Source organism: Peptostreptococcus anaerobius VPI 4330 = DSM 2949 (genome assembly GCF_000381525.1).
GTDB lineage: Bacteria > Bacillota > Clostridia > Peptostreptococcales > Peptostreptococcaceae > Peptostreptococcus > Peptostreptococcus anaerobius.
Map to the genome: position 1 here is coordinate 19,124 of NZ_KB906630.1, position 8,214 is coordinate 27,337.

The window sequence follows — 8,214 nt, forward strand, 5'->3', positions numbered from 1 at the left end:
TGGTGTTAGTGAGCGGAAAATTATATATATGTCCAACACCAATAGGAAATTTAGATGATATAACATACAGGACCTTGAAGGTCTTAAATTCAGTTGATTTGATAGCTGCAGAAGATACAAGACACAGTATCAAGTTACTAAACCATTTTGAAATATCCAAACCACTTACAAGTTACCACGAGCACAACAAAAATTCAAAGGGACCAGTTCTTATAGACAAGTTAAAGAGCGGGCTTGACATAGCCCTAGTGAGTGATGCTGGTATGCCAGGTATATCCGATCCTGGAGCTGATATGGTCGGCCTTTGCATAGATGAAGGTATAGAAGTAGAAGTGTTGCCAGGAGCATCAGCCTTTGTTATTGCTCTTGTGGGGTCTGGGATGGATACCAACAAGTTTGTATTTGAAGGTTTTTTAGATAGGGATAAGAAGAAAAAGAAAAATAGACTTGAGGAAATAAAAAACGAGTACAGGACTATGATAGTATACGAATCTCCACATAGGTTAAAAGAAACCCTAAAGCTTATGTTGGATATTTTAGGTGATAGGAAAATATCCCTATGCAGGGAGTTAACCAAAAAGCACGAAGACTATATGAGAAGTTCTATTGATGAGGCTATATCCTATTACAAAGAAAATGATCCCAGAGGTGAATATATATTAATTATTGAAGGTAACACAAATCCTTGCAAGGAAGAAGGTTTAAATGAGTATGAAGACCTGTCTGATAGGGACTATGTTATAAAGTTGATTGAAAATAATATTACAAAGAAGGATGCTATAAAGACCGTTGCAAAGGAAAGAGGTTTAAGGAAAGACGATGTATATAAGCAAGTTTTAGATCTCTAAAGTACTTTATACTATAAATTCACATGATACTTCACTAAAGTAATAAAATTAAAATAAAATGTTAGTTCGTGAAATACATATAAAATACAAATTAAGTTGTTGAAAGGAATACCTTTAAATCACTATAGTGATAAGGTGTTCTTTTTTAATTAATAAAATAAAAAGTATGAATCACTTATTTATTAAAATAAGGCGACTTAGTAATAATATAAAAAAATAAATGTATTGATTAAGTTTTACTCTTATAAAATATGTGATTATACAAAGAATCTATAAGTATTTAAATAAAAATAGTATTTTTCTAATATTTGTGTTAAAATATACTTATCTAATGCTACTTTAATATTTAAAGTATTATTACAAAATTGGCGGGATTTATATAAAAAGGAGAGTAAAATGAAAACCAACCTAACAATGTTAACTGATCTCTATCAATTAACAATGATGAATGGATATTACAAAAAGGGCGTAGAAAATGATACCGCTGTTTTTGATGTGTTTTTTAGAAAAAATGTGTGTGAAGGTGGATACACAATTGTTTGTGGAATTGAAGAAATAGTTCATTATATTAATAACCTAAGTTTTAATGAACATGACTTGGATTATTTGAGAAGTTTAAACTTGTTTGATGAAGATTTTATTGGCTTCCTAAGGGATTTTAAATTCACTGGTGATATATATGCCGTAGAAGATGGTAGCGTAATGTTTCCTGGAGAACCTATTATAGTGGTAAAGGCACCGCTTTACCAGGCTCAGTTGGTGGAAACCGCTATTCTTTCTATAGTTAACTTTATGACCTTGATAGCTACAAAGGCTTCAAGAGTTTGCAATGCAGCAGGAGGAGATCCTGTCCTTGAATTTGGGCTTAGAAGGGCTCAAGGACCAGAAGCAGGCTTGTATGGTGCCAAGGCTGCAATAATAGGTGGATGTACTGGTACATCCAATGTTTTGACAGGTAAGATGTTTGGAGTTCCGGTAGCAGGGACTCATGCCCATAGTTGGGTACAGAAATTTGACTCCGAGTTAGAAGCTTTTAGGGCCTATGCTCAGACTTATCCTGATTCATGTCTACTACTTATAGATACTTATAATGTTCTAGAAAGTGGTATCAAAAATGCCTTAATAGTATTTGATGAGTTAAGGGCAAAGGGTTTTGAACCTATTGGAGTAAGACTTGATTCAGGCGACTTGACATACTTGTCAAAGGAAGTTAGAAAGATACTAGACGATGCTGGATATCCAAATGCCAAAATAACAGCATCAAACGACCTAGATGAATATACAATTATTTCTCTAAAACAGGAAGGGGCTGCTATAGATTCTTGGGGGGTAGGTACAAAACTAATTACCTCATATGATTATCCTTCTCTTGGAGGGGTATACAAGTTGGCTGCAACAACTAATAGAGAGGGAATACTTGAACCGAAGATAAAGATATCTGAGAATCCAGAAAAGATAAATAACCCTGGTTTTAAGAAGGTAGTTAGAATATATAATAAGAATGAAAAGTGCGAAGCTGACCTTATAATGTTGGATGATGAAACTATAGATGAGACAAAACCTCTAGAGATATTTGACCCTGTTTATACATGGAAGAGAAGGGTCTATGAGAATTATACTATAAGAGAGCTTCTAAAGCCTCTATTCCTAGAAGGTAAACTAGTAAGAGAAAGAAAATCAGTTTATGAAGTAAAGGAATATGCAAAAAAAGAATTGAGTTCAATGTGGGACCAGTACAAGAGGATAAAGAACCCACATATCTACAAGGTAGACTTATCTCAAAAGTTATGGGATATGAAGAATGATTTGATAGCATCAAAAAGATAGTTTTAAAATATTTGTGTAAGGTAGGGATTAATATGACAAAAAAAGTTTATGAAGAAAGAATGGATTTAACAGATGCGAAGATCATTGAAATATTGCAGGACAATGGTAGAATTTCAATGAAAGATCTAGGGATTGCAGTTGGTCTTACATCTCCAGCAGTTTCAGAAAGGGTAAAAAGACTTGAAGAATCAGGTATAATATCATGCTACAAGGCTATTATCAATCCTGATTCTATGGGAAGGTCTATAAAGGCATTTATAAATGTATCATTACCAGGTACTGCATACGATTTATTCTTAGAGCAGGTAGAACAAGACCCTAGAATTGTTGAAGGACATCATATTACAGGTGACGATAGTTTTCTGATAAAGGTAATTGTTGAGAATATGGATGATTTAGAGAATGTAATAAATGGATTGAAAGATTTTGGAAGAACTAAGACATCAGTGATACTTTCAACTCCAATACAGTCTAAATCTATAATATAGGATCCCTATAACTTATTGTATTTTAAGTATAGTTTTTTAATCGACCAAAAAGGGGTATATTAAAAAGGCTGCCAGTTTTTGCATGGTGATTGACTTTTCAAAGTAAATACTATAAAATTAGGGGTGTAAGAATTTTATATGGGCTAAGAAGAGAAGAGTAGGTATTGGTAAGGGTAGCAGAGAGTCGGAGCTGGTGAAAGCCGACACCCGGAAGATATTGAAGATGGACTTGGAGCTACATATCTGAGCAAGGATGCTATAATTTAGTATAGGTCAAAGTTAGGATATGTGTATGGATGCGTTAAATCCAAGAGGTACTATTAGATATGACAGCATAGTTGTATTTTTTAGTAAATAGGGTGGTACCGTGACTAATACTCGCCCCTATGCTTTGCATAGGGGTGTTTTTTATTATTTTTTTATTATAAGGAGGAAGACATGACAAAAAAACCGACATTTTATGTAACAACACCTATATATTATCCAAGTGGTAAATTACATATAGGACATGCCTATACTACAATAGCAGCAGATGCTATTGCTAGATTTAAGAGATTCTGTGGCTATGACGTAAGATTCCTTACTGGAACTGATGAACATGGAGAAAAAATCCAGAAGAAGGCCCAGGAAGCGGGTATGTCTGAGATAGAATTTTTGGATGCCCAGATAGCTGATATAAAGAAGCTATGGGAAAAGCTTGAAATATCTAATGATGACTTTATAAGAACTACTGACAAGGAAAGACATGAAGTTATAATCCAGAAGATATTCACTAAATTATACGAACAAGGAGATATCTACAAGGGTTCATATGAGGGTAACTACTGCGTACCTTGTGAGAGTTTCTGGACTGAATCACAGATGATAGATGGGCACAAGTGTCCAGACTGCGGTAGGGAAACTAAGATAGTTAAGGAAGAGTCTTACTTCTTTAGACTATCAAAATACCAGGATAGGATAAGAGACCTATTTGAAAATACAGACTTTGTACTTCCAGAGTCAAGAAAGAATGAAATGATCAAGAACTTCATAGATCCAGGACTAGAAGATTTATCTGTAACTAGAACATCATTTGACTGGGGTATCAAGGTACCTTTCGATGAAGACCATGTAATATATGTATGGATAGATGCCCTATGCAACTATATAACTTCTCTAGGTTACATGAGTGAAGACGATTCTAAGTTCAAGAACTATTGGCCAGCAAATGTACAGTTGGTAGCCAAGGAAATAGTGAGATTCCACACAATTATATGGCCTGCCTTATTGATGGCCCTAGATCTACCTCTACCTCAGAGGGTATTTGGACATGGATGGATACTATTTGCTGATGACAAGATGTCAAAATCTAAGGGTAACATAGTATATCCAGGCCAGATGGTAGACAAGTACGGTGTAGATGCCCTTAAGTACTTCTTATTGAGAGAATTCTCATTTGGTCAGGATGGTAGCTATACTCATAGAAACTTTATAACTAGAATCAACTCAGACCTAGCCAACGACCTAGGTAACCTTGTTAGTAGAACTGTTTCAATGGTTGAAAAGTACAATGACGGAATCCTTGTAGTAAATGATGCCAAGACTGAGTTTGATGATGAACTAATAAATCTATACAAGGAAATCAGAGTTGATTTTGAAAAACAGATGAATGACCTTATGTTCCATGAGGCCCTTGAGTCAGTTTGGAGATTTGTAAGAAGAACAAACAAGTATATAGATGAGACTATGCCTTGGGCTCTTGCAAAAGATGATAGCAAGAAGGACCAGTTAAACCATGTATTATACAACCTATGTGAGTCAATAAGATTGATATCTACATTGATATCTTCACTACTTCCTGATACAGCTAGAAAGATATTTTATCAGTTGGGTATAGAAGGTCTTGAAGAGCTTACTAATTGGGAAAGTACAGATACATTTGGCCTAATAGCTGATGGAACTAAGGTTCACAGGGGAGAAGTCCTATTCCCAAGACTAGATGTTGAGGAAGAAATAAAGGTCCTAGAAGAAATGTTTGCTGAAAAGATAGTAGACCAGGAAGTTAAGTTAGATCACAAGGAAGAGATAACAATAGATGATTTTTCAAAAGTAGAGATGAGGGTTGGTAAGGTTGTTAAGTGTGAAAAGCACCCTAAGGCCGACAAACTACTGGTATCTCAGATTAAGATAGGTTCAGAAGTAAGGCAGATAGTATCAGGCATAGCTAACTACTACAAGCCAGAAGATATGGTAGGTAAGAGTGTAGTTGTAGTATGTAACCTAAAGCCAGTCAAGCTAAGAGGTGTAGAATCTCAGGGTATGATTTTGGCAGCCGGAAATGATGGGGATGCTCTTGTATTGCCAGAAGCTATCGGTGCCAATGATGGAGCAGAGGTGAGATAATGTTGTTTGATTCACATGCCCACCTTAACGATGAGAGGTTCGATGAGGATAGGGAAGAACTAATAGAATTACTGAGACAGAGGGATGTTGATCTAGTTGTAAATCCAGGAGCAGACATGGAGACATCTAAGACAGCCCTAGATCTTGCCAACAAGTATGACTTTATATATGCAGCAGTAGGTGTACATCCCCACGATGTTGAGGATATGACCGAAGAAGATATAGACCAACTGAAAAAGTGGGCTAAGGAAAATGACAAGGTAGTTGCCATAGGTGAGATTGGCCTAGACTACTACTATGACAATTCTCCAAGAGACCTACAGAAGAAGTGGTTTATAAGGCAGATTGAACTTGCTAATGAACTAGGACTGCCATTTATAGTCCATGACAGGGATGCCCATGGAGATACTTTTGAGATCATCAAAAAGTACAAGGCACCAGAGACAGGTTGCGTCTTACACTGCTATAGCGGAGAACTTGAACTTGCCAAGGAATATATCAAGCTAGGTTGCCATATATCAATAGCCGGCACTGTTACCTTCAAAAACAATAGAAAGACAGTGGATGTTGCCAAGAATATACCTCTTGAGTGGATGTTTATAGAGACGGACTCACCATATCTGGCACCAGTACCTAACAGGGGAAAGAGAAATGACCCTTCAATGGTTAGACACGTCGCTGAAAAGATTGCCCTTGAAAGAGGAATATCCTACGAGGAAGTATGCCAGGCGACTAAGGAGAATGCCAAGAAGTTCTTTAAGTTAATACACAGTGAAGACGAGTAGAGCGAAGACGAGTAGAACAGGAGTAAAATTTGAACAAGATTAAGGGAATAATATTTGACGTTGATGGTGTGATATTCGATACAGAGAGGATGTCATCAGACTTTTGGACCAAGACCATGAAAAAGTATGGCTATGAGATGGGAGATGCTGAATACTGCCAGGTCATGGGTAGGAATAGGGCTGGAATAATAGCAGGTCTTGAAAAAATTTATGCTGGATCAGGCCTTGACTTTGAATCCATATCCAATGAAAAGACAGAGGCCATGGTAGCCCAACTAGACGCTTATCCCATACCTGTCTTACCTGGTGTGTTTGAGATAATAGACTATATCGACAAAAGGGGTTATAAAAAGGGGATTGCTACATCAACCAGAAAAATAAGGGCTGAAAATAGACTCAAAAAAGAGCATGTTTATGAACATTTTGATGCCTATATGTATGGTGACGAAGTAGTTGATTCCAAGCCCAACCCAGAGATATTCCTCAAGGTTGCAGATAAGTTGGGGTTAAGTCCAAAGGAATGTCTAGTCCTAGAGGATTCTCCATCTGGTGTTGAAGCAGCCTACAGGGGTGGATTTAGGTGTATCAATATAGTTGGTATAAAAGAGCCTACTCAGGATATGATAGACCATACCGAAGCTAGGCTAAATAGTCTTTTAGAACTTATAGACTGGCTTGAATGTAACGACAAGTAATAGCATCATTATACAAATAGGGGGGAAAAGGTATGAAAAAACTAGCTTTTATTGGTGCAGGTAACATGGGAAGTGCAATTTTAGGTGGAGTTATAAAGGCAGGTGTAGTAAGTCCTGAAAACGTAACTGTAGCAGACTTGTACCAACCGTCTTTAGATAGAGTAAAGAGTGAGTTTGGAGTAAATGTTACAAGTGATTCAAGTCTCGCTGTAAAGGATGCAGATATTGTGATTCTTGCTGTAAAGCCTAACATCATAAATGGTGTAATGAAGGATATTAGGGATTCAATCGATGGACAGAAGTTGATAGTATCCATAGCAGCAGCTACGACAATTGAGTCTATAGAAAACCTTATTGGAGATGACAAGAAGGTAGTAAGGGTGATGCCTAATACTCCAGCCCTAGTAGGTGAAGGTATGTCAGCTCTTAGCCCTAATAAGAATGTTACAAATGATGAGATGGATTTTGTAGTTGAGTTATTTGAATCATTTGGTAAGGCGGAGATAGTTGGAGAGTACCTTATGGATGCCGTTGTAGGAGTTAGTGGTTCTAGTCCGGCATATGTATTTATGTTTATAGAGGCTATGGCAGATGCAGCTGTACAGACAGGTATGTCAAGAGCACAGGCCTATAAATTTGCTGCCCAATCAGTATATGGTGCTGCCAAGATGGTTCTTGAAACAGGCAAGCATCCAGGCGAACTAAAGGATATGGTATGCTCACCAGGTGGAACTACAATAGCGGCAGTAGAAACTCTTGAAGAGCATGGACTAAGGAATGCTGTCATAAAGGGACAGATTGCCTGTGTTGACAAGTCTATTGCTATGGCTAAAAAGTAAGAGAAACAAGAAGTAAATATGTAATGTGCTATAACATATGTTACACAATTGAATAAAAAAAGAGAGGAACTCTGATACAATAGTAATATCAACAAAACCATTTAGTAAAGGAGTCCTCTCATGTCTATTATAACAGAAGAAATGCGTTACCGCCAAAAATTATGTGAATTTGCTAAAAAATATGGAGTTACAAAAGCCGCAAAGCGATATCATACTAACCGTCAGTTTGTGTATAGACAACTAAAAAAGTATGATGGCACAGTAAGGAGCTTAGCATTAGGCTCTAGAAGGCCTTTACGCAGTCCAAATGCTCACACAAAATCTGAATTGAAGTTAATTAGAAAGATGCT

At 36.8% G+C, this 8,214-nt stretch carries 6 protein-coding genes, 2 pseudogenes and 1 other annotated feature; all 8 genes and pseudogenes read left to right on the top strand.

The window, feature by feature from the left end; all coding sequences use genetic code 11:
- Positions 1-8: 8 nt before the first annotated feature.
- Positions 9-848, top strand: a complete 840-nt coding sequence (rsmI, locus tag F823_RS0107720) for a 16S rRNA (cytidine(1402)-2'-O)-methyltransferase (RefSeq protein ID WP_002843436.1) — start codon at positions 9-11, stop codon at positions 846-848.
- 396 nt (positions 849-1,244) lie between these two features.
- A complete protein-coding gene (locus tag F823_RS0107725) occupies positions 1,245-2,675 on the top strand; it encodes a nicotinate phosphoribosyltransferase (protein WP_002843420.1) in 1,431 nt (476 codons plus the stop codon).
- A 59-nt stretch (positions 2,676-2,734) separates the two neighbouring features.
- Positions 2,735-3,163, top strand: coding sequence for an Lrp/AsnC family transcriptional regulator (locus F823_RS0107730; protein ID WP_026333367.1), 429 nt, complete (start codon positions 2,735-2,737; stop codon positions 3,161-3,163).
- 136 nt (positions 3,164-3,299) lie between these two features.
- Positions 3,300-3,552, top strand: a binding site (T-box leader).
- Positions 3,553-3,598: 46 nt separating this feature from the next.
- Positions 3,599-5,545: pseudogene (gene metG / locus F823_RS0107735) on the top strand (methionine--tRNA ligase); the annotation flags it as partial.
- Positions 5,545-6,330, top strand: a complete 786-nt coding sequence (locus tag F823_RS0107740) for a TatD family hydrolase (RefSeq protein WP_002843435.1) — start codon at positions 5,545-5,547, stop codon at positions 6,328-6,330. The pseudogene metG and the gene F823_RS0107740, both read left to right, overlap by 1 nt.
- A 29-nt stretch (positions 6,331-6,359) precedes the next feature.
- Positions 6,360-7,025 carry an HAD family hydrolase gene (locus F823_RS0107745; protein ID WP_002846101.1) on the top strand — a complete coding sequence of 222 codons (666 nt, stop codon included), beginning with the start codon at positions 6,360-6,362 and terminating at the stop codon, positions 7,023-7,025.
- 32 nt (positions 7,026-7,057) lie between these two features.
- The gene (proC, locus tag F823_RS0107750; RefSeq protein ID WP_002846102.1) at positions 7,058-7,864 is read left to right on the top strand and encodes a pyrroline-5-carboxylate reductase; all 807 of its coding nucleotides are present in this window, start codon (positions 7,058-7,060) and stop codon (positions 7,862-7,864) included.
- A gap of 120 nt (positions 7,865-7,984) precedes the next feature.
- A pseudogene (locus F823_RS0107755) lies at positions 7,985-8,214 on the top strand (IS481 family transposase); the annotation flags it as partial.